Source organism: Mesorhizobium sp. M2A.F.Ca.ET.043.02.1.1, from assembly GCF_003952405.1.
Taxonomy (GTDB): Bacteria; Pseudomonadota; Alphaproteobacteria; order Rhizobiales; family Rhizobiaceae; genus Mesorhizobium.
The window spans coordinates 4,079,599-4,106,174 of record NZ_CP034445.1; the positions used below are offsets into that span (position 1 = coordinate 4,079,599).

17 protein-coding genes and 2 pseudogenes are annotated in these 26,576 nt (G+C 59.4%); 10 read left to right on the forward strand and 9 right to left on the reverse strand.

What is annotated here, in order from left to right:
* Window positions 1-45: 45 nt before the first annotated feature.
* Window positions 46-2,226, reverse strand: a complete 2,181-nt coding sequence (locus tag EJ068_RS19505) for a hypothetical protein (RefSeq protein ID WP_129554713.1) — start codon at window positions 2,224-2,226, stop codon at window positions 46-48.
* A 746-nt stretch (window positions 2,227-2,972) separates the two neighbouring features.
* On the opposite strand from EJ068_RS19505, the gene EJ068_RS19510 reads away from it, so the two are divergent.
* Together EJ068_RS19510 and EJ068_RS19515 are read left to right on the forward strand one after the other, a co-directional pair.
* Window positions 2,973-3,212: a hypothetical protein gene (locus EJ068_RS19510; RefSeq protein WP_129554714.1), complete on the forward strand. Its 240-nt coding sequence runs from the start codon at window positions 2,973-2,975 to the stop codon at window positions 3,210-3,212.
* Window positions 3,213-3,328: 116 nt separating this feature from the next.
* Window positions 3,329-3,504 (forward strand): annotated as a pseudogene (locus tag EJ068_RS19515) (sigma factor-like helix-turn-helix DNA-binding protein); the annotation flags it as partial.
* Window positions 3,505-3,860: 356 nt separating this feature from the next.
* Here the strand turns inward: EJ068_RS19515 and EJ068_RS19520 are convergent.
* On the reverse strand, window positions 3,861-5,618 hold the full coding sequence (locus EJ068_RS19520) for a tetratricopeptide repeat protein (protein WP_129554715.1): 1,758 nt from the start codon (window positions 5,616-5,618) through the stop codon (window positions 3,861-3,863).
* A gap of 314 nt (window positions 5,619-5,932) precedes the next feature.
* Between EJ068_RS19520 and EJ068_RS19525 the strand changes: the two genes are divergently transcribed.
* Window positions 5,933-7,675, forward strand: coding sequence for an adenylate/guanylate cyclase domain-containing protein (locus tag EJ068_RS19525; RefSeq protein WP_129554716.1), 1,743 nt, complete (start codon window positions 5,933-5,935; stop codon window positions 7,673-7,675).
* A 197-nt stretch (window positions 7,676-7,872) separates the two neighbouring features.
* Here EJ068_RS19525 and EJ068_RS19530 read toward each other — a convergent pair whose 3' ends face one another.
* The gene (locus tag EJ068_RS19530) at window positions 7,873-8,127 is read right to left on the reverse strand and encodes a hypothetical protein (protein ID WP_189512506.1); all 255 of its coding nucleotides are present in this window, start codon (window positions 8,125-8,127) and stop codon (window positions 7,873-7,875) included.
* Window positions 8,124-9,656: an adenylate/guanylate cyclase domain-containing protein gene (locus tag EJ068_RS19535; RefSeq protein WP_189512509.1), complete on the reverse strand. Its 1,533-nt coding sequence runs from the start codon at window positions 9,654-9,656 to the stop codon at window positions 8,124-8,126. Before EJ068_RS19535 ends, EJ068_RS19530 begins: the two co-directional genes overlap by 4 nt.
* Before the next feature lie 1,391 nt (window positions 9,657-11,047).
* On the opposite strand from EJ068_RS19535, the gene EJ068_RS19545 reads away from it, so the two are divergent.
* The 3 genes from EJ068_RS19545 (at window position 11,048) to EJ068_RS19555 (ending at window position 13,997) form a co-directional block, all read left to right on the forward strand.
* A complete protein-coding gene (locus EJ068_RS19545) occupies window positions 11,048-11,980 on the forward strand; it encodes a 2-dehydropantoate 2-reductase (protein WP_245463156.1) in 933 nt (310 codons plus the stop codon).
* A 34-nt stretch (window positions 11,981-12,014) separates the two neighbouring features.
* Entirely contained in the window at window positions 12,015-12,755 is a 741-nt protein-coding gene (locus tag EJ068_RS19550) for a class I SAM-dependent methyltransferase (RefSeq protein ID WP_189512512.1), read from the forward strand.
* A 69-nt stretch (window positions 12,756-12,824) separates the two neighbouring features.
* Window positions 12,825-13,997: an acyltransferase gene (locus EJ068_RS19555; RefSeq protein WP_129554720.1), complete on the forward strand. Its 1,173-nt coding sequence runs from the start codon at window positions 12,825-12,827 to the stop codon at window positions 13,995-13,997.
* A 73-nt stretch (window positions 13,998-14,070) separates the two neighbouring features.
* Here the strand turns inward: EJ068_RS19555 and EJ068_RS19560 are convergent, their stop codons facing one another.
* From EJ068_RS19560 to EJ068_RS19570, 3 genes and pseudogenes are all read right to left on the reverse strand, one after another.
* Window positions 14,071-15,168, reverse strand: a complete 1,098-nt coding sequence (locus EJ068_RS19560) for an acyltransferase (RefSeq protein WP_129554721.1) — start codon at window positions 15,166-15,168, stop codon at window positions 14,071-14,073.
* A gap of 194 nt (window positions 15,169-15,362) precedes the next feature.
* Window positions 15,363-15,680, reverse strand: coding sequence for a YMGG-like glycine zipper-containing protein (locus tag EJ068_RS19565; protein WP_129554722.1), 318 nt, complete (start codon window positions 15,678-15,680; stop codon window positions 15,363-15,365).
* A gap of 180 nt (window positions 15,681-15,860) precedes the next feature.
* Window positions 15,861-16,103 (reverse strand): annotated as a pseudogene (locus EJ068_RS19570) (type II toxin-antitoxin system HicB family antitoxin); the annotation flags it as partial.
* A gap of 64 nt (window positions 16,104-16,167) precedes the next feature.
* Between EJ068_RS19570 and EJ068_RS19575 the strand changes: the two are divergent.
* Window positions 16,168-18,516: a plasmid partitioning protein RepB C-terminal domain-containing protein gene (locus tag EJ068_RS19575; RefSeq protein WP_189512516.1), complete on the forward strand. Its 2,349-nt coding sequence runs from the start codon at window positions 16,168-16,170 to the stop codon at window positions 18,514-18,516.
* Between the two features lie 136 nt (window positions 18,517-18,652).
* Here EJ068_RS19575 and EJ068_RS19580 read toward each other — a convergent pair whose 3' ends face one another.
* Together EJ068_RS19580 and EJ068_RS19585 are read right to left on the reverse strand one after the other, a co-directional pair.
* Complete coding sequence (locus EJ068_RS19580) at window positions 18,653-20,155, reverse strand: PAS domain S-box protein (RefSeq protein WP_129554724.1); 1,503 nt, start codon at window positions 20,153-20,155, stop codon at window positions 18,653-18,655.
* A 445-nt stretch (window positions 20,156-20,600) separates the two neighbouring features.
* Window positions 20,601-21,821 (reverse strand): cation:proton antiporter, encoded by a 1,221-nt coding sequence (locus EJ068_RS19585; RefSeq protein ID WP_129554725.1) that lies wholly within the window; start codon window positions 21,819-21,821, stop codon window positions 20,601-20,603.
* A 498-nt stretch (window positions 21,822-22,319) separates the two neighbouring features.
* Between EJ068_RS19585 and EJ068_RS19590 the strand changes: the two genes are divergently transcribed.
* The 3 genes from EJ068_RS19590 to EJ068_RS19600 all read left to right on the forward strand — a co-directional run bounded on the left by EJ068_RS19590 (window position 22,320) and on the right by EJ068_RS19600 (window position 26,468).
* Window positions 22,320-23,279, forward strand: coding sequence for an IS481 family transposase (locus EJ068_RS19590; protein WP_129554726.1), 960 nt, complete (start codon window positions 22,320-22,322; stop codon window positions 23,277-23,279).
* Window positions 23,280-24,082: 803 nt separating this feature from the next.
* A complete protein-coding gene (locus EJ068_RS19595) occupies window positions 24,083-25,375 on the forward strand; it encodes a tetratricopeptide repeat protein (protein WP_129554727.1) in 1,293 nt (430 codons plus the stop codon).
* 640 nt (window positions 25,376-26,015) lie between these two features.
* Window positions 26,016-26,468 (forward strand): DUF4440 domain-containing protein, encoded by a 453-nt coding sequence (locus EJ068_RS19600; RefSeq protein WP_129554728.1) that lies wholly within the window; start codon window positions 26,016-26,018, stop codon window positions 26,466-26,468.
* Window positions 26,469-26,576: the final 108 nt, after the last annotated feature.

Below are 26,576 nucleotides of genomic sequence, written 5' to 3' on the forward strand. Positions count from 1 at the left end.
GCGCAGCTGTTATCTAAGAGGTCAAAGGCAGGCTAGGCCCCCGGCTTAGCCAGGCGTTTCGAATTCGGGTGCATTCACCTTGAGCAGTGAGCCACCAGCGTCGAATCTGTCGATGAAGGCAAGTTCCTTCTCAATTTCATGCGCAAATTTCTCAAGGACCTTCTTGGGGTCGATGTCTACGTGGTCGGGTGGTGTTTGGTCGACTTCGTTGAATTTTGTGGTGATGGCGCTCGAGTGCTGGATCATGTTGCCCCGGGCATTGAGGAGGTCGTCGAAGAAGACCTTCTCGACCGTCAGCGTGCTGGGGATGATGTGAAGGCTCATGGTGTCGGCGATGACTTCGACGGTGTCGGCGCCGGCGTTGTCGGAGACATGGGTTTCCCACACCATGAGATCGAGCGAGGCTGCGTCGCGGAACTGCTCGGGGTCGAGGTTGTAGACCTCGACATTGGCGCGGCCGACATAGTGGTCGGCGTTGCCGCCGTCGGGGGCGGGGTCGAAGCTGACCTTGACGCGGATGCGGGCTTCGCCGTCACGCTCGTTGAGCAGCATGCGGCGGGTGCGCAAGATCGTGTCGCCGGCCTCGAAGGCAGTCTCGGCGTCCTCGTCGGTGGCGCGGTCCTGGATGCAGTCGTAGACCTTGCAGGCGATGTCGAGCGTCTGGTCGAGGTGGGTTTTGGGGAACCACTCGACGGTCTCGCCAAGCGGCGGGGCCGCGGAGAAATCGCAGAGGTCGATGCGGGTGCCGTTGACGAAGAGAGCGTAGCCGAGCTGGACGTTGGCCATCTCGCTGCGACGCGCCATGCCGAAGTGGAACTGCTTGACGCCGGTCTTAAAGGCGCGCACGGCGCGATAGACCTTGTCGGGGTCGGGGGCGTAACGGGCGAGGCGACCTAGCGTGATGGGCTCGGCGATGATGGGACCCTCTGGCGCGACGTAGGTGTAGAGCACATCGCTCAGATGCGCGAAGTCGGAGCCGCGCGGCGAGAGCACGGTGGCGGCGAGCTTCTGCTGGAGCTGGCGCAGCATATTTAGGCCACAGGCGGCTATTACCTGGTCGACCAGCGGGGTGTGGGCGGCGAGCGCCTTGGCCAGCGCGTCCTCAGGGTTCACGGCTTTCGACGAGTCTGGCACGTCGCCCGAGGCGACGCCCGGATAGTGGGTGGTATGGTAGGACTTGTCGAAGGTCACGAAGTTCTGGATGGCGCTGATGCCCGACACCGGATCGGCAGCGCCGATCATCACCCCGTCGGGGGCGTCGCCGTCGAGAGGGTTGATGAGCTTGCCGCCGGCGCCGAAGCCGGCTTCGGGCTTGGCGACATAGAGGCTCTCGCGCCATTTCTGGATCATGGCGTCGAGGCCCGCCGCGAACTCCGCGAACTCGCCGCGGCCGTAATTGGTGGAGCGGAAGGCGGGCTCGAGCGCAGTGGCGGCTTCGAGCCGGGCGTGGAGGCACCGCATGAGTACGGTGTGGAAATAGCCGACATCGAAGATGGTCGAGCCGAGATCGGTCAACACCTGGCTGGCGGTGCCGTCGGCGCGCACGAGGCAGGGTGAGCCCGAGGCATCGATCCAGTGCCAGCTGTGGGCCTTGTAGCCGTAGTTGTCGCGGGCGAAGGCGATGGTCCAGGCTGAGGGCTTCAGCATCTCGCGGATGGCGTTGTTGAGATCGCCCACCTGACGGTCGAGGCTGGCGAGGGCGGCCGGCGAGCGCGAGGTCTGGAGCGCGCCCACGGCAGTGTGGACGCCTTCAGCGAGGCTCAACCACTGGTCGGCCTGGGTGTGGAGGCGTATCGCGGCATCGGCCTCGAGGTGCTTGTAGATGGCATCGGTCTGCTGCTTGATCTGCTGCACGGCTTCGGCGGTGGGATCGCCGTTCTTGCTGTCGAGGATGCCGATCTTCTTGAGCAGGTCCGTCGCGGTGTTGAACCAGCCGACCACGGTGACGATGCCGGCCGCGATGTTGGCAGCCGTACCGATCATGTTGAACATGGTCTCGAGATCGTCGCCCTTGAACTTGAGGAAGCTGAGGCCCTTGCGCAGAGCTTTGTAGTCGTCCTTCTTCGGCAAAAACCAGTCGAGCGGCGTTCCAGTGGTAGCGTCGGTCGCCTGGCCGTTCTGATGGTTGGTCAGCACGTAGATCGGACCGGCCCGGCTGCTTTCGAGCAAGGCGTCTCCCTTTTCGAACGGCCGGAAGGCTCCCGAGAGCGTGGTCGGGTTGTGCATGGCATTCCCCTTTCGCAGTCCGCAAGCCACTGAGCAAAGTGTGCCGCTCGGACACTTGTATGGTGACAATACTCGCACCAACCGCCGGCACCTGCCGCCCGTTGGTGGGGCCTTAAGTTGGGTAGCCGGCGCCACCAGGATATGGTGGGATGGCGCTAGCCTCTAATGGCGTCAGATTACCATGGCGGTGTGACCCGGATGACTCTCGTTGTGAGCGTCCGCGTCAGCCTGAGCTTGGTCCCGCGTTGGGCGGTTCGGCCCCATCCAGCCTCCGGATACTCCATCGCTCGCACAATCTTGGCATGCTGCATGATAGGTCGTGGTGGGACCTTCTCGTATGCCACCGTCACCGCCGGCAGGACCGAAGCCTGTGCCGACTTTCCAATTGTGCGCCATGCTGTGTTCGTCAAAAGCGTCCTTCATCTTGTCAATTTGGGGCACACCACCAGACATGTCATCATCTCCAAAACTGAGCAGCCGGAAAATTCCGACCCCCTGACATACAACGGGAATCCTCCCCTTTCTGAGATGTGCTTCACTCCTAAGGCCGTCATGCCAGCCGACTTGGCGCCTCAGACAGATAGCGGCTCAGAAAAAGAGCCGGCAACCGATGTTTCTGGGGTATGGGTGGCGTTCGGCCGCCGGCTACACTAGGCAACGCCGGCATGAGATTCCGTCGGTTGCTTTCGGGCAATCGGAACCCGAAGCGATGGTGAACAAGCCGTTACTATCCACAATAGCGACCGATGAGCGACGGTGGAGAGGCAGTCGAAGAGCCGCAACCGATCACGCCGGTCAATAAGGGCGAGGCAGCTCATAAGCTCAAACGCGCGGCGTTCTTGCACGTGCGCGAAGAAATCCGCGACCGGTCGCTCGAAAGCCAGCATTCCGCCCTTCCGGCCTCAACTTTGTCACCAGCGCCATCGTACATTTTGGAATACGGTCTACCTGCGCATTTCGCAAAAGCCGGCCAGTGGTTCCGCTAATTCCCGGACAGTGGTTTCGCTAATGTCGGGACAGTTTTCGGGAGCGGATTTTGCGATCGGTTCTCGGCTGCGCCGTTCTGGCAGTTTGGCCTCTCACGATGACGTTGAGAGGGGCCATACCGAGACGGAAGCAAGCGAGACGAACGCGCGTGAGGGATATCAAGCGATCTTGCGCCTGACCCATGAGCAGGGTCTTTCGGTGCGTGAGGTGTCGGAACGGCTGAAGATCAGCAAGACGACGGTATCGACCTATTTGCTGCGGGCGCGGGAGGCCGGGCTGTCATGCTGGCCGAAAGGGCGCAGCGACGGCAAGTTCCTTGTCGCGGATGCCGGATTGTTCACCGAGGGAAAGCTTCATCGCAAGTTTGCAAACAGGGGACCTGTCCAGAAATTCTTCGGCACCGTGATTGGGCGCAAGATCGAGTGCGGCCTTCGCGGGGGGCGTTAGGTATGGCCGCTTTGTAACGTTTTCGGTGAAGAGCTGCCGGTCAGCAATCGGCCCCGAACCAGTCGTCAGTCAGTTCTATAGTTCGCGATCGACTTGGGGTTCCTAGAAGCTTTTCGAACTTCCTGGGTCGCGCCACAGCCATAATTGCGGGTGCTCAGGGGCAAGGTGGGGCAGTAGATTCTAGAGCTCGCCCTGCTCGTTCACTCGTACGCTAGGCCCGCCTTCAGCAGGTTGTCGCGAAGATGTGCCAAGTCCTCCCCGTTCTTGTAGGGAGTCGCTTTCGGACCTGTCCGTCCGAGGATCGTGGCCTGCGGATCCATTTGCATTATATGGTCGACGGCAGCCCGAGCTTCGGCTGTATGGCCAAGAGCCGCATGGCTGGCTGCCACGTAGAGATTACAAAAGACAGTGTCGATCGTTCGCAGCGAGGCCACCGCCGCAATTGCCTCGTCATATCGGCGCTGATCAAACCAAATCTGTCCCAACAACATGGTGTACCACTCGGGATGGTGGGGATTTAGTCTGACGGCTTTTTTCGCTGTCTCCAGCCCCTCGGCTGACTTGCCGGCACAGGACAGGAAATAGCCAAAGTCCATAAGGATGTCGGCGTCGTTCGGATTGAGTTCGAGAGCCCGTTTATATGCGGCCATTGCACGTTCGTACCGCCCGCACAGCACGTGACATCCTGCAAGGGCATAATGGCCCCACGCCTCGGCGTCGTCACGCTCAATAGCCAGGTTTGCGAATTTCATGGCTTCTGAAATTGAAGCCTCAGTGTTCTCGCTCAGTCCCATGTATACGTCATGCAGGTGAGCCCAGGCTATCTTGGAAATGGCCTTGCCAAAGGTAGGATCAAGTTCAGCCGCCTTCTCAAATAATTCGTGCGCGAGCGAGTTGCCCTCTCTTGTGAAACGATCCAGGGCCTCTAGGCCTCGCACCAAATAATCGAGCGCTTGGAAGTTGCGTGTTCCTCCGCCCTCCGGCCTGTTCTGCCAAGCCTTTAGCAGCCGCCCGCCATGACCAGTGGCGAGGCTGCCGATGATCCGTTCGGTGACGTCGTCCTGTACGGCAAAGATGTCATTGATGTCGCTGTCGTAACGTTCCGCCCAGAGATGCATGCCTGTGTTGCCCTCAATAAGCTGGGCCGTTATTCGGACGCGCTGGCTTGAGCGCTGCACGCTGCCTTCAAGGATGTAGCGGACACCCAACTCCCGGCTCGCGTCCTGTATCTTGATAGCCTTCCCCTTGTAGGCGAAGCTCGAATTGCTAGCGATGACGAACAGATCTCGGAAGCGGGACAGGCCCGTGATCACGTTCTCGGTCAGGCCATCAGCGAGATAGTCTTGACCAGGGTCCTCGCTCATATTGACGAATGGCAGCAGCGCGATGGACGGTCTGTCGGAACGCTGCTGTACAACTTGAGCAACGTGATTGCCCAGGCGCATGACGTAAGCGCGAACAGGCCGCTCGATGTTCTTGAGCTTATGTTCACCGAAGTCAGCAAACTGCAAATCACGCTGTTTCCCCAGGTGATCGCGTGCCGCACCCGAAATCAACACGCCTCCGACAGGCGCGATACCCTCAAGCCGGGCCGCAATATTCACACTGTCGCCAAATACGTCGTCACCCTCGATGATTACATCCCCGACGTTGATCCCGATACGGAACTGGATAGCTCGATCTTCGGAGGCAGCGTCTCTGTCCGCCAAGCTGCGTTGGATATCGACTGCGCAGGCGGCAGCGTCTACCACACTCGAAAACTCCGCCAAAAGGCCATCGCCTGTTGCCTTGAAAATACGGCCGTTGTGCTCGTCGATCTTAGGATCGACCAGCTCAGCCCGAATCTTGTTCAGCGCGTTGAGCGTCCCGACTTCATCGACACCCATAAGCCGTGAGTATCCCGCCACGTCGGCGGCAAAAATGGCCGCAAGGCGGCGTTGGACACGTCTATCGGTCACTGATACGGACCTTCAAGATCAGCAGGAGAAAGATTGTATGAGTGACCGCACTCCAAGTCTACAAGCGAGACTAGCGCTCGGGCCAAAGCCAAACGTTCCACAAGCACGCGCTTGTTAATGTCCGCTCAATTCGGGCCGGTTCACTAAGCAGCGTCAACCGCTACCGAAGGATAGCAGTGCGCGGGGTCCGGCAAATAGATGATCATGTGCGTCGTGGGCTCCAATTCCGAACATCAATCGCGGACAGCTGGGTTCACGAAAGTTTCATCCCGCGTTGGTCTTCCTGCTATCCTACGGGCGATGGAGATCGCGCGATGGGCGAAAATCGCAAGCTAGTCGCAATCCTTGCTGCCGACGTGGTCGAATATAGCCGGCTCGCCAGCGAGGACGAAGACCGGACTTTGGCGCGGCTGCGTGCACTGCGTAGCGATCTGATCGATCCAACCATTGCTGTGCACAACGGTCGTGTGATCAAGCGCACAGGGGATGGGGCGCTAGTCGAGTTCCGGAGTGTCGTGGATGCCGTGCGTTGCGCCATCGAGGTGCAGAACGCCATGGTCGAGCGCAATGCCGGCGTGCCCCAGGACCGCCGCATCGAATTCCGTATCGGCATCCATCTGGGCGATGTGGTCGAAGAAAGCGACGGCGACCTGATGGGCGATGGCGTCAACATCGCTTCGCGGCTGGAGGGCGTCGCTGCGCCCGGGTCCATCTGCCTCTCAGAGGATGCCTATCGTCAGGTCAGGGCGAGGCTCGACCTCTCGGTCACCGACCTCGGCAGCACGCAGCTGAAGAACATCGCCGAGCCCATCAGGGTCTATTCGCTGCGGGTGGGCACGGTCAGGCCGACGACCGCGATGTCAGAATCGGCGACGAGCCACCGGTCGGCGCCGCCGAAACTGTCGATTGCGGTCTTGCCGCTGGTCAACCTGAGCGGGGATGCGGAACAATCGTTCTTCACCGACGGCCTGACGGAAGACATCATTACCGACCTATCGAATGTGTCCGGGTTCTTCGTTATCGCCCGCAATTCTACCTTTGCCTACAAAGGCAAGTCCACCGACGTACGCCAAATCGCCCAGGAACTAGGGGTGAGATACATTCTCGAGGGCAGTGCGCGTCGCTCGGCGCAGCGTCTTCGGATAAATGTCCTGTTGATTGATGCTGCGGGCGGCAACCATATCTGGGCTGAGCGATTTGACCGCGATCTCGTCGATATCTTCGACGTTCAGGATGAGCTCACGCGACGGGTTGTCGAGGCAATTTCTGGCAAGCTTGGCACCAGGAATATTGCTGCCCGTTACCGGCCGTCAAACCTTGAAGCCTATGATCTTTGTGTTAGATCGAGAGGCAAGTGGGACCTTTCGAGATCAGACACCAGAGAGGCGTGTGCTGATTTGGAACGAGCCATCCACATCGATCCAAATTATTGCGAGGCCCACAGCAATCTTGCCGTCTCACTACTACATGGCTGGCTGATCTGGGGAGGGCCGCAGAAACCCGGCCGAGCGAAGGCCTTGATACACGCGCAACGAGCCGTGGAAATCGACCCCAGTGATTCTCACGCTCGCGCGATACTAGCTTACGTTCAGCTTTATGAGCGCAATTGGGATGAGGCGAAAGCCCAGCTGGAAGCTGCCGTTCGGCAAAATCCCAACGACGCACATGCGGTTGCGTTGACGGGTGAGCTTCAATTCTACTTAGGCAATCCGCAAGCGGCGCTGGTAGCTTGTGCGGAGGCACTGCGTTTGAACCCCCGTCCACCGGGTGGGTTTTTCTGGACCATGGGAATGGCGCAAATTTCCGCCGCTCAGTACGAAGAAGCTGTTGCGTCTTTGAGCCGGGAAGAAACATATGGGACGGGTTCGAGAGAGGCTCTGATTGCCGCACTCGCGCTTGCCGGTCGCGTCTCTGAGGCAAAGGAGGAAGCGCGCCTATTTCTTGCGGCCAATCCAGATTGGAGGTTCGGTGATCTGGCGGCGAACTCACCATTCAAAAGCGTGAGCGTTGGACAGCCGTTTGTTGATGGCTGGCGTTTGGCGGGCCTGCCTGAGTAGACAACATAGGCAAACAGTCCCGTTCAGAGCGCAACGGCTAAGGCTGACCACGGCTCAGTGTGGTCGACAAGCCATAGCCTTTTGCAAAAGATTCGCGTTCGACGATCGGCGATCCTGGTCCATGTGCGCTGCTGGCCCATCGCAGATTTTTACCGATTGGTCCGGCTTTCTTCGCGAGAAGAATCAGCCTCCGGCCTTCACTCCTGCAACCCGGCTTTTCGCAAACCGTCCATCAGATGATCGTGGTCCTTCTGGTGCTGATACCAGGCAGCGCCGCGCCAAAACTCATCCCAATCCTTGAGCCGGCGGCCCGGGAATACCACCATGTCCTGCTCGGCAATGTGCAGAAATTTTTCCAGCATCGCATTCGCTTCGGCCAACCGCTCGGCATAGGCGCAGCTTGCCGCCAAAATTCCTCGAACTTCATTGATCGGTTCCGGTATCGACTTCAAAGATGCAATAGCGTCATCGTAGCGGCGCGCGGTGAAATATGCCCAACCCATCCCCCACGGATACCAGGCGAAGTCATAAGGGTTCTGCCGCCTCGACAGTTCGAACTGCTCGATCGCCGCCTCGGCCGTCCGATCGTATGGAGAAAATACGCGTAGTAGCCCCTCGCTTCCGTATCATTCGGATTGTTTTGAAGGGCCTTCTCGAGATGGAACAGCGCTTCATCGTATTCGCCTCTGGCATTGTGCACCATGCCAAGAATCCAGCGAGCGTTGTTGTCGGTATCGTCGAGCTTTACGGCCCGCTTCGCAAATTCGATGGCTTCAATTCGCAGTTGATCGCCATGCTCTGACCAATGGGCCATTTGGGTCACAAAACAACAATATGCGTAGCAGGCGTGGGCCTGAGAACTGGCCGGATCGGCCTCGACTGCTCGGCGCGCCAGCATCCGGGCCTGCTCGCCGTCACTCCTGGTGAACTTGATGATGAACGCCCTTGCACGCAAGACCAGGTCATAGGCTCTGAGCGCATTCGGGCTGAGGCTAACCGCGCGCTCGCGCCAAGCCGCCTCGACCCGACCGCCCACCGTGGCGGCTACCGCATGAGCCAATTCTTCCTGTATGGCAAAGAGGTCCAACAGGTCACGGTCGTAGCGCTCAGCCCAAACATGATTGCCGGTGGAAGCGTCGACGAGTTGCGACGTGACGCGGATTCGGCTGCCCGATTTCCTCACGCTTCCTTCAATGACGTAACGCGCGCCCATCTTGCGGCCAAATTCTTTTACTTCGATCGCCTGGCCCTTAAACGCAAAGGACGAATGGCGGGCGATCACGAGCAGCGAACGAAAGCGCGACAGTTCCGTGATGATGTCCTCGGTGATGCCGTCCGAGAAATACTCCTGTTCCGGATCACCGCTCATATTGTTAAAGGGGAGCACGGCGATCGACGGTTTCTCACTTTGGACGGGCGCTATGCTGACCAATTGAGGGTGCTTCGCGTCGGGAAAGAGATTGACGTTGTAGATGCGTACCGGTCGCTCGATGTTCTTGAGGGTCTGCTCGCCCGTATCTTCAAACTCGAGCGCGAACCTGCTGCCCAGGCTGTCCCCGACCGAGCCGGATACCGCAACACCGCCCGGCCTAGCCATGCTTTCGATCCGAGCCGCGATGTTGACGCCGTCGCCAAAGATGTCGTCGTCCTCGATGATGATATCGCCGAGGTTGATGCCGATGCGGAATTCAATGCGCCTGTCGGCCGGCACTTCTGCGTTACGGTCGCGCATCTTGTGTTGGATCTCGGTGGCGCAGGCCACCGCATTTAGCACGCTCGGAAACTCGACCAGAAAGCCGTCACCGGTTAGCTTGACGATCCTTCCCTGATGCTCAGCTATCTTGGCGTCCACCAGTTCGCGGCGATGGGCCTTGAACCTCGACAGGGTTCCGTTCTCGTCGAGTCCCATGAGCCTGGAGTAACCGACCACATCGGCTGCGAGGATGGCGGCAAGGCGGCGCTGACTGCGTTCTTTGGCCATTTGGCAACGCGCTGACCTAGAGCGAAGAAATCGCGAGGATTGTACGGGCCTTAAGGTGTGGAGTCTATCGCGCCCCCGGCTAGCTTCCAGGCCGCGGGCGCACTGCATCGAGCGTCCGCAAACCTTTTTCAGGTGCCACAAGCCGACCTTCCGAGTTCGGCCCCAAAGACGACATGGCTGCTTTGCGCCTCCAAGTCTGCCGTAGAGATGAGCTTTGCTGTATCTTGAAAGCAGCCGTTGTCGGCGATCACGTCGGAGGCTGAGTTTCCAACCCCAGGAACACTAGCAGCCGATTTCGCCGAGCGGCGTCTGATGAGCTCGCGCCTAGGTTCCGGTCGTCTCAGCCGGCGGTACGGCAAGTCCGCCCAGGGTCAGATGCGGGCGACCTCATTCCCTGAGAAACTCTACGATCTCGGCGAACGCCGAGCTATCCTGCCAGAGGAATAGATGCCCGCCTTCATACATCCGCAAGATCGCTCGTTGGATTCTACTCGCCATGCGTTCTTGGGACGACGGTAGAGCGATCCCGTCGTACCGACCGCCGCAAATCAAAACCGGGCACCTAATCCCACCGAGACGCTCCCAGGTATCGTGTTGACGACGTGCCTCCAGCAGGCGCGTCGTTCCGGCCTTGTGACCCCGGTTCCTGCTTGAACCGATCATCGTCGAACCTTCTAATGAGTTCCTCGTATGTCTCGTGGTTCGCCTCAGCCCAGCCCGCATCACATCGTGTATCGGTAATCGATACCATGACACGTGCCCGCTCATCCGGCCGGAGCCGCTGTAGGAGATGAACCGGGTAGGATGCCCCTCCTTCTCCGCCAGGTGAAGTGCAACAGAGCGCGAGTCTTACTACTCGATCTGGATACCTGAGTGCCAGTTCAAGCGCGACCATCCCACCGAACGATACGCCAACGACACGAACGCGCTCCCACCCGACAATATCCAAAAGGCCGGCCGCGTCGTCTGCAAAATCGGCCATGAGATAGGGCTTGTCGGGCTTTGACGTACGGCCGAGGCCACGTTGGTCATATGCAAGCAGGTCAAAGGAGTTCGCTAGTGGCGATTCCAAAAGATTAGGGCTGCGACGCAGATCACCTCGTGAGCCAGAGATCGCAAGCAAAGGCGCTCCATTTCCGGTTCGTTCGAACCAGAGGTCGATATCGCGGATGTGGCAATAGGGCATAACCTATTTAGGCGAACGCTCGCTTGCTGTCTTTAGCAGGTTGGCCGCCAAACCGACTGACATCGGCTGCCCGTCTTGGAAATCTGCTCAACTGGGGTGCTGCGAACTGGCTGGTCACTGAAGAAACTGCTAATATTAGTTGGGCTCACCAATCGGTCCGCAACGCATGGCGGGTTGATGGCGACAGCTGACGTCGAGGGACGGCATGCGGATCGCAATGATGGGAGCGGGCGGCATCGGCGGATATATTGGCGCCAGGCTGGCCCAGGCAGGGGGCGACGTGAGCTTCATTGCTCGCGGAGCGCACCTCGCGGCAATGCTCCAGACTGGTCTGAAAATCCAGAGCGACCTCGGCAGCTTTGTTCTTGCGCCTGTGACCGCGAGCGAAGCGGCGGTTCATATCGGTCCCGTCGATTTGGTGATCTTTGCAGTGAAGCTCTACGACAGCGAGGATGCCGCTGCGTCGATCGCTCCGCTCATAGCCGATAACACGCGCGTCGTTACGCTGCAAAACGGCATCGATAGCGTCGAAATTCTTTGTCGTCACGTGCAGGTCGAGCGCGTGATCGGTGGCGCCACATACCTTTCCGGTTTCATCAACAAGCCCGGCGAGGTCATTCATTCGGGCGGGCTGCCGCACATCTTGGTCGGCGGCCAACATGATCCTGTCATCGAGGAACTGCGGGAGCTGTGTGATCGTGCCATCGGGCTTGAGCTGAAGCCAGTCGCAGACATCGACGAAGTGCTTTGGGAGAAATTTGTAACGCTTGCCGCTTTCTCGGGAGGAACATCGCTGATGCGCTCTGGCATCGGCCCGATCCTGGCCGATCCGGAAGCACGCATCTTCATTGAACAGTTGAGGGATGAGGGGATGGCGGTAGCCGCAGCGGCCGGCCACCCAATGGCCGACGGGTTCCCGGGCCGCGTCGAGACCAGGTGGTCCGCGTTTCCTCCGCATGTGAAATCCTCGATGGCAAATGACCTCGAACGTGGGAGACCCATCGAGGTCGCGTGGCTTTCCGGGCGCATGCATCAACTGGGAATTGAGTTGGGTGTCGCCACGCCAGGCCACACGGCGGTTTTTCGGGCGCTGCATCTGCATGCACTGGGGACGCAGCGCCAGAATTCCAATCTCTGATCACGCTCATAGCCGAATCTATTTGGAGGACGTCATGGCAGGTTCCTCGAACGAAACAACGTTAGTCAGGGCAGGCGACGACGCTGTCGGCTCCCAGGACATGTTCAACAAGGAACTGCAAACCTATCGCAAGATCGTTGGCGCGAATCTCATGTTCCATCGCGAGGTCTACGGCGTCCTTCGCGATCTGCTTGTCGAGCATGCGCCGGCGTCATTCCGGTTTCTCGACATTGCCTGTGGAGATGCCAGCGCCTCCGCCGCAATGCTGAAGACGATGGCGATCGGAAATTACGTCGGCATCGACTTGTCTGAGGCATCTCTGCGACTGGCGGCACGAGAGCTCGACGGTATGCCATGTCCGGTCGAGTTGCAGTGCAATGATTTTGCCCAGGCCATGGCGAAGTGGTCTGAGCCTGTCGATGTAATCTGGATTGGGATGTCGCTGCATCACCTGCCTGCCACGGGCAAGGCACAGCTGATGCACGACGCCCACCGCTCTCTGGGCGGGAAGGGCATGTTTATAATTTGGGAGCCGGCGCTGTTCGAAGGAGAGGAGCGCTTATCCTGGCTGGCACGATTTTCTTTGCTGCGCGACGAATGGTCGGCAGTTTTAGATGAGGAATTCGCTTCGATGGAAAGGCACATGCGACTTGCCGATTTCCCGGAGACGGTCGGCACATGGCTCGGCATGGGCACGGACGCCGGCTTCTCCCAGGCGGAGGAGATTTTCATGATGCCTAACGAAATGGGTAGGGTGTTTCGGTTCTCAAATTGAGTCTGAGCCGAGAATGATCGGCCATCGCGGGTTGACATTCGAAGCTCGCTGTCCATGCTGCATTGCAGCATGAACAAGAGCCTTACCGAGTCATCGCGCATCGAATGCCTGGACGGCCTTCGCGCCGCCGCCGCATTGTGGGTGCTCGTCGGTCACTGCCTGCTACTGACCGGCTGGCATCTTCCGGTGCTTGGCGACCCTGCGTTGGGCGTCGATCTCTTCATCATGCTTTCGGGCTTCCTGATGGTGTTTCACTATCAGCTACGCCAGGACAAGGAGCCCTGGCAAAGGCCTGAAACCTGGCTGAAATTCTGGACGCGGCGCTATTTCCGCATCGCGCCGCTGTTCTACGTCATGCTGTTCTTCGCACTGGCGCTCGGCCCGTATGTTTATGAGTCGCGCACAGTCATCGACGCATTCGTAGGCCGTGTTCCGCAGGCGCCCGAGCGCTACCTCGACAGCAGCCTGAAGAACATTTTTGCCCATCTGACATTCCTGTTCGGCCTTTCCCCGAACCTCGCCTACCGGACGCCGCTGCCCGACTGGAGCCTCGGGCTGGAAATGCAGTTCTATGCGGTATTTCCGGCGGTGATGCTTCTGGTGCGCCGCTTCGGTTGGCTCCGGAGCGCGCTAGTCGTGGCGGCGCTCGGCGCCCTGGCGGTGGTGGCCCTGAAGTCGATGTCGGTCCATTTTCCGATGCCGTCCTTCCTGCCGCTGAAGATCCAGGTTTTCCTGTGCGGCATGCTTCTGGCGGGCGTTCTGGGGCAAAACCAGCCGCGGCCGCTGCTGCATCTGGCGTTGGCCATGGCGCTCGCGGCCATCCCCTTCGGCGACGGCCACGGCCTTTCGAAGTTCCTGATACGCGAAGCGCTGGTGCTTGGGTTCTTTGCCCTCGTCCTCTATCGCATGCTGCCCGGCGCCGCGGGCGCCGTGGCGCGAAAAGTCGCCGTCGCATTGGGCGGAGGCATCTTTCATGTGCTCGGCGAACTGTCCTACAGCATCTATCTGATCCACCTTCTCATTCTGCAGCCCGTGGCAGCCTTCGTGATTGCCCGTTATGGCGACGAGCTCGGCGCGCCGCTGCGCTTCGCCATCGTGCTCGCGGTCGTGCTGCCGGTGGTTTGTCTTCTGTCCTTCGTGACCTACAGGCTCATCGAGATGCCTGGGCAGCAACTCGGACGCGTGGTGTTGCGCCGGTTTGCACGTAAGAAGCCAGCGCTTGAGCCAAGTCCCGCCGAGTAGCATCAGCAAACGGCTGCACATCGCTGGTCTGGCGCGTTGTCCGATCGCCGCCGGCGGCAGGACCTCGGCTAATTTAGAATTGCGTCACTTCCTCGCGTGCGCGCCGCAGTGAAAGCAGATGCCGCAGCAGCGTCCGCGCATTCTTGTCGTAGACGTAGTGCGCGAACGCAGCGACCGCGATGACGAGAATGGATGTTCCCACGACGAATGGCAGGCCGTGCTGGTTCCGCAAGGTTCCAGTGACGGATTCGTCCAGGATGTTCACGATCCTGATCAGCGGCGTATGAAGTGCATAGATGGCGTAGGAGATGTTGCCGGAGAACAAGGCGATCGCGCGCCAGAAGCCCGAGAGCCGCAAGCGGGAAGCCATGAGAACAAGCCAGGGCCAGACCAGCACTATCATCGCCAGATCGTATAATTGCGCATTTCCGGCGGGACGGAAGATCATCAGCCCCGCGCAAAGCGCCAGCAGGATAGGCATGTAAAAATTGCCATCCCGGCTGTCCCCGGTCGCATATCGCCGCAGATAAACGCCGAGGAAGAAGGAAAAGGCGATCCGGGCGGGAGCCGCGATCGTGCCGTCCCAATGAGCGCCGCCGCCCAGGCTGAAGCCCTGCCAGGCCATTAGCGCCAGCACCAGGAAAGCAAGGCTGAAGATAGCGGCCAGCGAGCGGCGAGCGAGCCTCAGGGCCAGCGCGGCGAAAACCGCGTTGGCGACAAGTTCATAGAAAAGCGACCATGCCGGACCGTTCAGCGGAAAAAGCAAATCTGGACCGACTGAAAGCGACGGCGACGTTGGCAGGAAAAGCAGGGAAAACGCAAGGCTCGCAAGCAAATCGAGCCGAGAATAGGAGCTTAGCCCGTGCATCGCGATGGTCGCTCCCACGCCGGCCATGGCAATGCCGACGCCGGCAAAATATAACGGGTAGAGCCTGACGATGCGGGCTTCCGCGAATTCCCGGAAAGACATGCCTTTCCGGAACTTGTCGTCATAGGCGTGGGCGATCACGAAGCCGCTCAGCAGAAAGAACAGGTCGACGGCGAGAAAGCCTGACGGCGCCAGATCAAGATGCTGCGCCGTCAGCTCGCGGAAATGACCAAGCATCACCAGAACAGCGGCGATGCCTCTTAAGCCGTGCAAGGCGTCGAAGTGGGTTGTCTCAGGTCTCAAACCGCTCTCCGGTTATCCCGAACCCGCCAACGTCGCCCAATTCATCTACGCATTGATTGTGCGTCGCACAAGAAACTTTTTGCGGCGCACGCTAGTGGAATGTGTCCACCACGGTTCCCTGGCCTGCGGGAACGAGAGGGCACCTTCTCCCCGTAACGAGGTCCGCTAACGGGGAGAAGGAAGAACCGGCACGATCAATAATCGCCGTTGTAATACCGGTCGTCGCACGGGGCGGTGTAGATGCGGCCGTAGCGGTCCTGGTAGCGGCAGAGCTGCTCGCCGCGGCGCTGCGGGGTGGTGGCGCTGCCGACGACGGCGCCGAGCAGCGCGCCGCTCGCGGCGCCAATCACCGTCGACTTGGTGTTGCCGCCGATCGCCTGGCCGACAAGCGCGCCGCCTGCGCCGCCAACCAATGCGCCGGTGGTGGCCCGCTGCTGGCCTTCGGTCTGCGTCTCGCAGCCGGCAAGTGCTGCGGTCATCAGCACCGCCAGAATGGCCTTCTTGATAAACATCACTCGAACTCCTCTGAAGCCCCGGGGGACTGCTGGGGCGAACAAAGCCCGAGTGCGGTCGCATTGCGGCGGAACGGCGGCAGAGCCCGCTCACGAACTGAATCAGGGTTTCTCGGCGGTTGAAGGCAATGGTTGCCAAACGGGAAAGGGCGGCACTGCCGCCGTAACCCTTCAGGATGGGACCAAGATGGTTGTGAGCTCCCGATTGTCGACGCCCTTCATAATCTGCTCAAGAGAGCTAGGTTCTGGGACGGCCTCGCCATCGTCAATCAGGCCTTCAATGTGAAAGGCGAGAGCCTGTTCGGCTAACTCGCGCGCCTCGTCGAAACTTGCGCCGGCCGTAACGACTCCGGGAAGGTCGGGGAAAGACACCCCGTAGTCACTGGCTTCCCCTTTATGGATCAGTCCGATGTATTGGCGCATTCTGATCCCTTGCCGCTTGGTGATCGACCGCTAGTTTAAAGCACCAGCACGACGGTGCAAGGCGATGGACAAGTCTGCAGCGGCCCACGATCCTCCAACAGCGAGGCGACGAGGCCGTGCGGCTCAATATCTTCGCATGTCCACCGATCAGCAAATCTACTCACTTGAGAACCAAAAGGATGCGATCCGCAGTTACGCGGGCATCATGGGGTACAACATTGTTGCGACATATGAGGATCCGGGCCGCAGCGGGCTCAGTCTTCAAGGGCGCCCGGGCTTACAGAAGCTGCTGTTCGACGTGGAAAACGGGTTCGCAGATTTTGAGACGGTAGTGGTCTATGACGTCAGTCGCTGGGGTCGATTTCAAAACGTCGATGAAAGCGCATCCTACGAATATAGATGCCAGTCGGCCGGAGTGCGGATCGAATTTTGCGCCGAGCAGTTCGCAAATGACGGAACCATGGGCTCTGACGTGCTCAAAGCTATCAAGAGGACGATGGCGGCCGAGTACAGTCGCATGCTTTCGCAGAGGTGCTTCATCGGCCAGAGCCGGATCGTTCAAATGGGATTCCGCGTAGGCGGGCCGCCGGGCTATGGTTTCCGGCGTCTGTTGGTGGATCAGTCAGGTGAACCCAAAGGCATCCTGAAGCGAAAAGAGTGGAAAGGCCTTGTCTCGGATCGAGTGGTCAGAGTGCTCGGTCCACCAGAGGAGCTTGAGACGGTCCGATGGATATTCGACCAATTTGTAAACGAGGGAAAGACGAAGAGGGAGATCGCCAACGCGCTTAACGCCCGCGGGATGGTGACGGATCACGGCCGGCCCTGGTCGATCCGTTCGGTGAAGACGATACTGACGCATGAGAAATACATCGGCAACGTCATCTGGAACCGCTCTAGTAGCAGGCTGACAAGTCAGCGGACCCGCAATCCCGCCAGCGTCTGGATCCGCGTCGAGAATGCATCCGCGCCAATTATCAGCCCCGAGCTGTTCCATCGGGCCCAGGTCGAGGCAAAGGCGCGCCTTTACCGCATGACCGACAATCAGATGCTGGCTCCCTTGGCCAAACTTCTGAAAAGGAAAGGAGCGCTGTCGGAGAGGATAATCAACGCCGCCCGCGGTTGTCCCTCGAGCTCCCGATTGAAACGGCGCTTCCGGACACTCGCCGAGGTATATCGCCGGATCGGATATAAGCCTCCGCGCAACTACGAATATATAAGCGTAAATGTTGATCTTCGTGACCGCAGGCACGAAGTCGTCGAAGAGCTAGTAGCAGCAATAGAGGACGCGGGCGGTTTGGCTCGATATGACCCGGACAGCAAGCTTGTCACGGTAAACGGCGAATTCACGGTTGCGATCTGGATCGCGCGCTGTCGCCTCTCACGGCACGGATACCCGCGCTGGGCGTTCAGAAGAAGGAGATTCGCGGATGCTGACGTGTCGGTATTGATCAGGATGCAGCCTGACGATACCGCGATACGCGACTTCCTCGTCTTGCCGGGGCATGAGGCGAACCATGTCTTCCACGTGCTTAAGGCAGAAAATGGCTGCCCGATAGATTCCTTCGTGTTTGCGACACTGGATATCCTGGTGGCCATGGCGAGACGTGCGCCTGATCAAATCACCCCCCCGACGATGCGTCAGCTCCATCGCGGTATCGCCGGCACTGGTCGCCATTTCGCCGGTCTCAAGCATGCACCTGAGCCGTCGAACCCTCTGCGCGGGTACGTTTTGCTGAGAAACTTTATCCATGAACGCATGCGAATGCGTCACTTCGTGACGACGACGAACGAACTGCGAAAGCACTGGGACAGAACAGCCCAGGCTATGCGCCAATTGATGATCGTTAAAGCATTTCGAGAGTTGCTGAAGAGCGAGGGGATCGAGACAATGCCGAGCATGCTGATGGAAACGATCCCACCGTCCCACCTCGCGCTGATAAGGGCGGAGCGCCCGCTTGCAGTATGCCAAATTGAAGGAATTTGTGCCGACGCTCTCGGTTTGCTCGAGAACTCCGTTGTTCCTCCGATCATCTTTTCTTACTTGCGCGAGGTTAGCTCCGACAGGCAGATCGAGATGGCAAAGATCATGCTGGCCTTGGGTAGTGTGAGGGCCGACTTCGCCAAGACCCTCGTCGCACTAACGCCGCGATCACAACTTGCCGATCCCTTGGCGCGGCGGAAGCGGTTCCACGGCATCAAGGCTGCCCAAGTCACATCGATGGAGGCTGAATTTGGTGAAGTGACCCATGAGTTTCTAAACGCCGTAGCCACCCATGGTGTTCGGGCTCTCGGCCTCGTCGCGGCTCACGGTTATCTGGGCCGGATCCTGGAAAATCCGAAGGTGGTTCGGTATCTTGCCCGCGACTTCCCAATACAGTTTGCGCAATTCCAGTGGCTGCTGCAAATACGCTAAGGCAATGCCGGCCCATGTCCTCCAACGCACTGAATTGTGCCTGAGGGCAAACAGAAGGCTGTCGCGTTTGTTCCAACGCCAACTCGATTTCGCTGAGCGCCCGCTGGAGCTGCTGCCCCGACAAGCGGCTAGGACATCAGGCCGGGAATCTTTCAAGATCGATCGTGATCTCAAGGACAATTCCGGCGGCGTCCCAATCTCGCACGACTCCGCCAAGCTCACTCGCCGCGGCGCGGATCAAGCGGCTCCCGAAACCTTCGTCTTCGGTTGCGACCGGAGGTGGTCCTCCTACCTCACGCCAATTGACAGTCACCTTACCGTCCCTGCTGGAGCAGGCGATCTCTATCGAGCCGGCGGCGGCCGAGAGGCTGCCGTGTTTGGCAGCGTTGGTGGCGAATTCGTGTAGCAGCAGAGAAAGCGGCGTGATCATCACTGGAGGCACCGGCAGATCGATGCCACTGATCGCGAAGCGGGGATTCTCGCCAGTTCCCTGGCGGTATGGCTCGAGGATTGCGGCGACCAATGCATGTAGGCTCGTCGCGGCCTGAACTGAGTGGCCGGTCGCGGGGAGCATCGTCAGCGCATGCGCCCGCGCGAGGGCGCCGAGGCGGTCGGACACGGTGGAGGCGAGCGCGGCCGGACTTTCAGCGGCTGGTGCGCTCAAATTGACGATGGTGCGTGCGATGGCAAAGAGATTCTTCACGCGGTGGTCCATCTCGCGAAGCAGCAGCTCCCGCTGCTGTTGCGCGCGCAGCCGTTCGGAAATGTCACGGCCGATCTTTGAGACACCGACGATCGCACCGGACGCGTCCGCGATCGGGGAAGCGGTCAAAGATATGGGAATGCTGCTGCCATCCTTGTGCAGGCGAACGGTCTCGAAATGCCCGACATGCTCTCCATTGCGAATGCGCGCCAGTATCTCGCGCTCCTCGTTCTGGCGATCGGGCGGTATCAGCAACATGAGCGGACGTCCGACCATTTCCTCGCGGCCGTAGCCGTAGAGACGCTCGGCGCCGCTGTTCCAGTCCGTGACGATGCCATCCATATCCGTCGCGAGGATGGCATCATCCGAGGATTCGACCAGCGCGCCCAGTCGCGCTGCTGTCGTTTCCGCCCGCTCCCGTTCGATCGCAAACCCGAGCTGACGGGCAATGGTCAACGCCAGTTCGCGTTCACGATCGCCGAAGCGGTGGGGTGCCGGGTAGTAGACCATGAACTTGCCGATGAGCTCGCGGGAGCTGGCAAGCGGGATAAAGGCCAGCGCTTGGATTCCCTCGCCAAGGACCGTGTCGACGAGCTGCCGGGATTCACCGCTGAGACGAATATCCTCGACAAAGATTGGCTCGGCGTCGTGCTCATTGCAGGTCCAAGGTGTGTGACCGTTGACGGCCTTGCGGTAGTCGTCAGAGAGGGAGCGCCAGGCGACGAAGCTCATGACGCCGTGGCTGTCAAATCTCAGGATCGAGGCGCGCGACGAACCGAGGGCGTCGCATATGGCGTCCAGCGCCGCATCGTAGATCTCGTCAAGGCCGTTGGCCCGGTAAAGGCGGTCGGTGAGACGAAAGAGGACGGCTTGCTCGCGGACAATATCGCCGTCGGCCGGCCCACGCTGGCCTCGCCCCATCCCCGCATTACTCAACGGCCCCGTGCTGCATGGCTCTGTCCCACGGACGGCTCTATTGAAGTTCGGCCATCCTCGACCAAATAGCACCGCGTCCAGGGGCCAAGTCCTTGGACCGCAGACCCGGACCAGCCAGACAATATGCGCCTTGCGCAGTTTCGCAATAGGGACTTGGGGGGTGACGGATAAGGACCGCCGGTCGTTATCGCTTGCTTGGGGCGCCTGACTTCGACATCCGACGAGACGCTGAGGCCAGACAACTCAGCCTGGCGATCGAGTACAGGAACAAATCGGATTGGACCGCTGTCGGCTTACGCTTATTAGCTGCGACGGGCTTTTTGTATTCGCTTTGGGAGTTGGACAGAGGAGCGCCGGGTCCCGCCGGCCAGCTACGCGGACAGGCAGCTCCGGCGTTCGACGGCGGCAGCGCTGGCGGCAGGTTAGGATGCCTTCGTGAAGCGGGCTATTCGGCCATCGGAAGCCCACGCTCACCGCCGGCACCTTTTGCGGTCAATCCCATCTTGTTGATAAGCCATGGCATTGTGAGGCCCTGCACAAAGATCGAGAACGCCACCACGGCAAGGGCCGTGACGATGATCGCCGCGCGCTCCGCTATGTCTTGGGGCAACGCGAGAGCGAGCGCCAAGGCCAAGGAGCCGCGCAGCCCGCCCCAGACCAGAACGTGCTGATATCTGATATCCACCATTATTGAGGTTGGTTTGAGCACAGCACACAGGGGATAAATAGCCAGAACCCTGCCGAGGAGGACGAGGACGATCGCAACCACCGAACTGCCCGCGAAGATGCCGAGAGGCTGGTGCGCCTCGTGGCTGCCTATCAGAATGAACACAATCGAATTGGCAAGGAAGGCGGCATATCCCCAGAAAGCCAGCACATGGCCCCGTGCATTGGCCGATATCGCACCTTTCCAGCCGACATTGCCAACCAGCAGGCCTGAGGTGAGCGTCGCGAGTACGCCCGACATCCCGAATTTCTCGGCGATCAAAAAGGATCCATAAGCTGCGATCGTCGTCAGCGTAATCTCCACTAGGTGATCCTCGGTCCGACCGGCGATGAGAAGTAGCACCGCCGCGACGGACGCTCCGATGACGATGCCACCTGCAACAATCCAGACCAAGGATGAGGTGATGGCTACAGGCGTGGCGCTGGCGCCCGAAGCAACCGCCAACAAAATTGCGAAGCCGACCGCGGCCGCGCCGTCGTTTAGCAGGCTTTCTGACTCGACCAGCAGGCCGAGGCGAGGCTGGACTTTCATTTCCTTGAACGCAGCCAGGACCGAGACTGGGTCGGTCGCCGCGATCAGTACGCCGAAGAGGCCTGCACCCGCCCAACTCCATCCGAGCAGCCAATGCATGCCGAGTGCCACGACAGCCGCCGCGATCGCCACCCCCGGAAAGGCCAGCAAGGCAGTGACCGGGAGGTTGACGCGGAAATGACGCCATTCGATCTCAAGTGCCGCTTGAAAGATCAGCGGCGGCAGGAACACCGTGAAGATTAGCTCCCGGCTGAGGGGAAGCTCGGCTACACCTGGAACAAAGCTGAGCGCTATCCCGGCCGCCACAAGGCCAACGCTATAAGGTAGGCGCAGACGCCTAGAGACCATGGCGACGAGTGAAGCCGTCAGGAGTATGAGTCCGAGCGTCGGAATGGAGAGTTCGTTCATTTCGAATTATGGCTAGGTGGGGAAGGATTCGGCAAGCAAAAGCCCGTCCAGACAAGCGTGATGGCGCCAACCTCTGTCAGTCAGCATATCGCAGTGCCCTGCTCCTCACACAAACATTGGTAAACGGGTGCTCCCTGACGATTAGAAAACAGCTGCGTGATCAACCTAAGGGCTTCGGATGACATACCGAGGCCTGTCCTGATGACGCCTTGGCGCAACACGATCACTTGAGCAATAAAGCTGCGCGAGCCAATTTCGGTCTCACCTCGGCGACTTCCTGAAGCTATGATCCGCTGGGCGGCCACTTAGCCGACTGGGAATTGGCTCTGCTGCGCACAGCCTGTAAGCGGGGTGCTATTTTGCTCGAACGCAGATTTGCTGGAGTTGCGGTTCATTTCCAACTTGCCGACCTAGCTGTGAGCTTTCAGGAGGTTGTCCATTCGGCCCCGACCGAGAAAGCTGAGGTTGTCGAAGCTTCAGTGATTCCCGGAGGACCGAATGAACATCCACAAGAATGCCCGTCTGACGCCGCTGCGTCGAGAGGATATGGCCCGCGACGTTGTTGAAGGCCGTCTTTCCAAAGCCGATGCGGCGCGAACATACGGGGTGACGGCGAAGGTGGTGGCGCGCTGGGTGGAGCGCTTCCGGATTGAGGGAAGCGCTGGCATGCTCGACCGTTCCTCGCGGCCCAAGACAAGCCCGAAGCGAACCGAAGCCGCGGTGACGGATGCGATCGCAGCGCTGCGCCGGCAGCGCCTGACCGGCAAGCACATCGCTATGCAAACAGGTGTGTCCGAGGCGACAGTGAGCCGGGTTCTGGTACGCGCCGGCCTGTCACGGCTGAAAGACCTGGAACCGGCCGAGCCGGTGCGCCGCTACGAGCGCGAGCATCCCGGCGAGCTCATCCATCTCGATATCAAGAAGCTCGGCCGGATCGGCTCTGTGGGACACCGCATCACCGGGCGATATCCTGGCGCGGTCAACCGCCATCTCGGCATAGGCTGGGAGTTCGTCCACGTCTGCATCGACGATGCCTCGCGCGTCGCTTTCGTCCAAGTCATGTCTGATCAGCGCAAGGAGAGCGCTGTCGCCTTCCTCGAAGCTGCCATCGCTTACTACGCCAGCCTCGGCGTCAAGGTGCAGCGCGTGATGACCGACAACGGTTCTTGCTACCGGTCGAAAGCTTTCCGGACGGCCTGCAAGCGTCTGGGTCTGCGTCAAATCTTCACCAGGCCGTACACGCCCAAAACCAACGGCAAGGCTGAGCGCTTCATCCAGACGAGCCTGCGCGAATGGGCTTACGCCCGAGCCTACAACACTTCTCATGAACGCAACGCCGAACTGCCCCGGTGGCTTCATCGCTACAATTGGCATAGGCCACATGGCAGCTTACAATCAAAATCACCTATCAGCCGCCTCGGCTTCGATCGGGACAACCTGTTGAGGCTCCACACCTAGCTATCGACCATGATCAACACGTCGCTTGCCTTAACCGCAGCACAGGTTCCAGGCCGGCTTCGAGCCTAGTCGTCGCCCGCCTGGTGAACGTCGGATATCGGAATGGTGCGGTTCGCTCGCGAACGACGGGGATGGGGCCGTTGCGAACGGCAGCTTAGCGCCTCATCTCGGTCATCGCGGTGACTTCGTCCGCATCCTGACAGCCGCCTTATTTATTGACCGCTCGAGCCGGCTGTTGCAAGCGGACGTTCCGCGGCGACGACCTAAAGGCGCGCGAATGCGAATGTGAGTTCGGCAATTCGCGCCGTGGGTGTGCCCAAAATAAGCAAGGGTGGACAAAGCGCAGCGACGAAATGGCGGCAAGCTGGCACGAGGTGCCGCGCGACCGAGCAGCGATGTAGGCACCCGTCGAAACTGTCTCCGGCAGTCGGGTCTAGGCTCGGCAGCAGAGAATCTCAGTCCAAACGACCTCTCGGTCGTCAGCTTCGATATCGTCGAAATGGCCGCCGCCATTCCCGATCCACCGCTGTCCACATTGGAATGTCCCGGCTCATGACGGGCGCCGAAGCGGCCAAATACATCATAGACGGTCGCAATCGGGGCGGGGCCAAAGCGGGTCGCGCTGAATGTTGAATTCGTAGCTCGCTAGACAATTGCTCCGCCACCAACTGCTCATAAGTGGCATCACAAGTTCATTTCGTATGAAAATTCTGGCTCCGTAATGTATGTTGTCGCTACCTCGGCGGCCTAGGTCACGTCCGTCCAAGAGCAATTTGGCACAGTTATACTGTCAGAGGGCCAGCATGACAGCGACCGACGTTCTTCAGCAAGCCATTCGGAAAGTCCCGTCCGTCAAGTACGCGCTTGGCGTTGCCGGCATCGCAGCGGCAGCCGCTTTGGTCGTGTCCCTGGTGGGGAGCACCAAGAGTGGATTGATAATCATGTCCTGTACTTTCGTGGCCATGGTGCTGTTGTACGTCTTTTCAATTCTGGTTGCGTCGAAGGGCAATGCGTCGACGATCGCCGGCTTGGTCTTGATGTACGCGGTTATTCTATTTTTTTGCAGCTTTATGGGTTTCACAATTTCCGCCTTCGCCGGGTTCGGGCCAAAACCATGGGCTGATTTTCTTGGGATCAAGCTCACTGACACCGAGCTTGATAAGCCTCGCCAGCCGCCGGCGAAAAACAAGCACGTAAACGTGCCTGGTTACGGTGAATTGACGATAAATGATTCAGATCGCATAGCGGACAAAAGCGTTCTGGAAGGCTACGACCGGTTCACGCCGGCCATCTATCGCCTGGTCACAAAAGCAGACCTCTCGACATCGATAAGAGTGGGTGACGGAGAGGGCATGTTGACGGCTTGGCTCTTGCCCGGTGACGAAGTCAACTGCTTCAATCTGATGACATTGTACACAGACGCCAACAACACGCGCGAGTTCGGGTCACGCGACGCCTGCCGTATCAATGACGCGTGGATCACGCGCATACCGAAAGTCGCCAAAAGCACACTTCATTTTGATCCGGGCGAGGACGGAAGGATTCGACCGTTTCTCCTCAATAGCCCGCGGTTACAACAACAGTGCCTAAATGATGTCGTGGCCCAGATTGAAAATCTGACGCCTGAAGCCGTTGCGGCAAAATGCATAGTCATTGGATACACGCCCGAGGTCGACTGGCTTTCAACGCCGGCAAACCTGAAAGCGGCGGATCTGGATCCTTTCGGCGATCTCGATGCTTTTGCCTATGGCTGGTACAGCCAAAGACGCTATGGGCAATCCCTTCGTCTATTCGAGACCCTGGGTCTCTTCAAGGATCGATGCTGGAATGACCAGATGGTCGGCACAAATCAGTGGATGCTAAACAGACTGGACGAAGCGATTGCTTCTTTCACCCGGGCACTGGACAAATGTCCCGACGATATAGCGTCCCGGTCCAATCGGGCCGACATTTATGTTCGACTTGGCATGTTTCCAGAAGCGCAGCGTGATATCAATCTCGTTGTCCAGGCTGACCCACAGGCGTCGACCGGTCCTGGAAAGACAGTGCGCGCCCTTGCCGATCAACTAAAGAATTCCTCTCCAACTCTCAGGTAAAGTAACTGCCGAAAGTAACAGCAAAGGTACAGAGCGGCAGCTAAGCGCCTCATTGGAGCCGTCAAGGCCGCCTCCGCTGCTTTCCAAAAGCAGACATCACAAGTGAACGCTCCCTGGTGTGCCGGATGAGACTGAGCGGGTTAACCTGATCGCCTACTTGCGTACACTGAAGCGACAAGACGATCCCGCTAGCCTGATCCCTGGTCGAACCCTGCCGGAGCTGGGTTAGGGGTTCGAAGCGCGGAGGGACTGGCGCAAAGAACACCGTGTCAATGACGTGAAGCATCGACAGTCGTATCGCTGATTGGCTGTCGCCGTTTATGCCCCTCGCGTTTGCTTTCCACATTAGTGAATGCTAAAATGCAAACTGAGGGCGCGCAGCCTCCAGCGCAAAGTATGACTGGCCATTTGGCCTGCCGGTCTGTGATGACGACCGTGATTGCCGTTTGGCAACTTCGGTGCACGACGATGCGCACGGCTGGCCAGCGTGGTGGCCACGGCCGCGCCCGTCACGGCGATGCGGTCACCGGGAATGCGCGGGATACTAGATCGACGTCATGATCTTGCGGCCGGGCAACCACCAGAAGGTCGTGTGATACCCTCAACGGGGACCAAATAGAGACCGATACGGGAGGATGAAATGACTTTCAAGCATTGTCTGCTGATCGGTGCCGTCACGTTGCTCTGCCTCGGATCTGCCCAGGCACAGTCTGCGAAAGAAGCCATTGAATCCGCTAATGCCGAGTTCGTGAAGGCGTACAACAGTAAGGACGCAGCCGGGGTCGCATCGCACTACGCGGATGATGCGGCTGCATTCCCGCCAGATATGGCGCGGGTCGACGGCCGCCAAAATATTCAAAAGTTATGGCAGGGCGCGATCGATATGGGAATATCGGAGCTCGCGCTTACCACGCGTGAGATCCAGGAAAGTGGAGATTTCGCTTTTGAGTCCGGGACTTTCTCCCTCAAAGCACCAGGCAAGGATTCGAAGCTCGTGGATGCCACCGGGAAGTATGTAGTGGTTTGGAAGAAGGGACAGGACGGCAGCTGGAAGCTCTACCGGGACATATGGAACTCCGATCCCGGGAAATGAAGGCTAGCATTCGATGGGGGCGCCTTATGATCACTATCATCGGCCCTCGCCAATTTCGTGGAGGTCATTTGCAGCTCGGCACCCAAGCGGATCACTTTCCGGGGAGCA

Bases quoted from the DNA above. Each gene is read 5' to 3' on its own strand.
- EJ068_RS19505 (WP_129554713.1), bottom strand. From the start codon at position 2,226: ATGCACAACCCGACCACGCTCTCGGGAGCCTTCCGGCCGTTCGAAAAG.
- EJ068_RS19510 (WP_129554714.1), top strand. From the start codon at position 2,973: ATGAGCGACGGTGGAGAGGCAGTCGAAGAGCCGCAACCGATCACGCCG.
- EJ068_RS19525 (WP_129554716.1), top strand. From the start codon at position 5,933: ATGGGCGAAAATCGCAAGCTAGTCGCAATCCTTGCTGCCGACGTGGTC.
- EJ068_RS19535 (WP_189512509.1), bottom strand. From the start codon at position 9,656: ATGGCCAAAGAACGCAGTCAGCGCCGCCTTGCCGCCATCCTCGCAGCC.
- EJ068_RS19545 (WP_245463156.1), top strand. From the start codon at position 11,048: ATGCGGATCGCAATGATGGGAGCGGGCGGCATCGGCGGATATATTGGC.
- EJ068_RS19550 (WP_189512512.1), top strand. From the start codon at position 12,015: ATGGCAGGTTCCTCGAACGAAACAACGTTAGTCAGGGCAGGCGACGAC.
- EJ068_RS19555 (WP_129554720.1), top strand. From the start codon at position 12,825: ATGAACAAGAGCCTTACCGAGTCATCGCGCATCGAATGCCTGGACGGC.
- EJ068_RS19565 (WP_129554722.1), bottom strand. From the start codon at position 15,680: ATGTTTATCAAGAAGGCCATTCTGGCGGTGCTGATGACCGCAGCACTT.
- EJ068_RS19575 (WP_189512516.1), top strand. From the start codon at position 16,168: ATGGACAAGTCTGCAGCGGCCCACGATCCTCCAACAGCGAGGCGACGA.
- EJ068_RS19585 (WP_129554725.1), bottom strand. From the start codon at position 21,821: ATGAACGAACTCTCCATTCCGACGCTCGGACTCATACTCCTGACGGCT.
- EJ068_RS19590 (WP_129554726.1), top strand. From the start codon at position 22,320: ATGAACATCCACAAGAATGCCCGTCTGACGCCGCTGCGTCGAGAGGAT.
- EJ068_RS19595 (WP_129554727.1), top strand. From the start codon at position 24,083: ATGACAGCGACCGACGTTCTTCAGCAAGCCATTCGGAAAGTCCCGTCC.
- EJ068_RS19600 (WP_129554728.1), top strand. From the start codon at position 26,016: ATGACTTTCAAGCATTGTCTGCTGATCGGTGCCGTCACGTTGCTCTGC.